The following is a 1,895-nucleotide window of genomic DNA, read 5'->3' on the forward strand; positions in this document are numbered from 1 at the left end:
TCTATTTTTAAGGCTTTTTGAAGTATTGTTTTTTGCTCTTGTGTCAGATAATTTTTTGCTGGCATATTTCCTATTATTGGGTTATTTATTAATTTTTATTATACCAATTTAAATGCCGAACAGCTTAATGTTATCTTTCCACATGCAATTTCATATATTCCTAAACGTATTAGATAAGGATGTCCGCATACCATTTTCATGAGCTTTTCAACCTCACTATTGTTCCAATTAAGCCCATGGAAACAAGCTAAACTTTTTACTTGAATCGGGTCAAATTCTGTTAGTTCTAATGGTACTCCCGCATTGAAAGGAGATTGATTGATATCTAAGGGTATATAAACTTCCGTTGAATGGGCGACGACTAATCGCAGTTGTCTCCAGACATCAGCAATTTTTCCTTTTTCATGCCAGCTGCGTAGCATACCCAAAAAATCTTCAATGACCTCCCTATAGGAAAATAGACGATCTATATCATCTAATCCTAATACCAAAGGACAATTAATTTGGGGCAATAAATACTCTTCAAAGTACAGTGTACAGTTATCGTTGCTACCGAAAATTTCTGTATACCAATAATTCTCTAGCTGATTAGCTAACTTTAACTCCCGACTAACCTGTAGGCAAAGCCAACGTAGAAAGGGAGCATCCCAATTTGGCACGTTAGCTCTTTTTAGGGGGCTGAAACCCTTGAAATATCGTTGCTTTGGGTAATATTGTTTCCAAAATGGGATGCTCCCCGTAGAAACAGCTCCAAATTAGTCAAAACGGACTTATTGACGCTATTCAAACCCAGATACACTGTTTGATAATTTTCCGAAGCAGCATGGTCTAACAGCTTCATGATCAAAGAGGTCTTACCCATTAAATTTGGGGCTTTAATCCGAATTAACGCCGCCGGTTTAACTACTGTTTTATAGCCAAGAGATTCAATACCATCTCGTTCAATGTAAAAGGGAGAAGACGGTGCAACGGCACCTTCTGGAAACGGTAATTCTGTTGCTGAAACACGGAGCGATGATGGCAATTTTATCCTATCTTGTAGTTTTGTTTTACCTCTCTCTAAGGCGACTTTAAAATTCTTTTTAGTTAACTTTTCCCCTAAAGCTTCAGACAGCTTTTTCCATAATTGATTGCCAATATCTTTGTTAAGGTACTCTGTACTATAGCCAGAGCGTTTGCCAATTTCTTCATAGGTTAGTCCTTCCCAAGAACCTTCTAGTACAAGTATTTCTATATCATTAAGGTGCTTTTGGGTCTTTTGGAAAAGCAGTTGTTCTGCTATTTCTTTTGCCTGCTGCCAAGTCAATCCTGATTCTAAGTTACTCATTCTGAGTCGTTTCGGATGAAGACACAGATACCAGGGTAAGCGCAAGACAAATTGAGCCAAAATGCGATATAGGGCAAGAATTATGACCATATTAAGCCAAGATTGCTCAGCACTATTGCATATTTATATCAATATTGTTGATAAGAATGCCGCCTTATTGATTCTTGCGTTTACCCTGACACAGATACCAGTCTGGATTCTATTTTCTATATTACACGACTTGGCAAGTTAAGGGTGAATCAAGGAGCCACAACAGGGTAATCTGGGAGACATCACAGTTAGAGAGTTAACCGGGTGTATCTCATATTTGTAAAAAAGAAGGGGGAGTGTCGGAAGTTTGGGAAGTGTGGGGAGAGGGGGAGATACGGAGATAGGGAGATAGGGAGATGGGGGAAATTTTTATTAAGGGTAATGTCATATTCGTCAGTATCCCAAATTCCAGGGAGCATCCCATTTTGGAAAAAAAATAAAATTTATTCGCGAGTGTTAATCGCGAATAATATCCCAACTTAGATATTTTCTTGTTCGGAGTCAAAAGAAATATCTAGTAAGCTCTTTTTAAGAGAAT

2 protein-coding genes are annotated in these 1,895 nt (G+C 38.0%); both read right to left on the bottom strand.

The window, feature by feature from the left end:
• Nucleotides 1-98 precede the first annotated feature (98 nt).
• A complete protein-coding gene (locus F6K37_RS40260; protein ID WP_008185201.1) occupies nt 99-659 on the bottom strand; it encodes an AAA-like domain-containing protein in 561 nt (186 codons plus the stop codon).
• Between the two features lie 11 nt (nt 660-670).
• Complete coding sequence (locus tag F6K37_RS40265; protein WP_052308447.1) at nt 671-1,417, bottom strand: helix-turn-helix domain-containing protein; 747 nt, start codon at nt 1,415-1,417, stop codon at nt 671-673.
• Nucleotides 1,418-1,895 lie beyond the last annotated feature (478 nt).

The sequence above is a fragment of the Moorena sp. SIO4E2 genome, from assembly GCF_010671945.1.
GTDB classification, from domain to species: domain Bacteria; phylum Cyanobacteriota; class Cyanobacteriia; order Cyanobacteriales; family Coleofasciculaceae; genus Moorena; species Moorena producens.

Excerpts from the sequence above, each read along its gene's own strand:
- F6K37_RS40265 (WP_052308447.1), bottom strand. The coding sequence starts at position 1,417 with ATGGTCATAATTCTTGCCCTATATCGCATTTTGGCTCAATTTGTCTTG.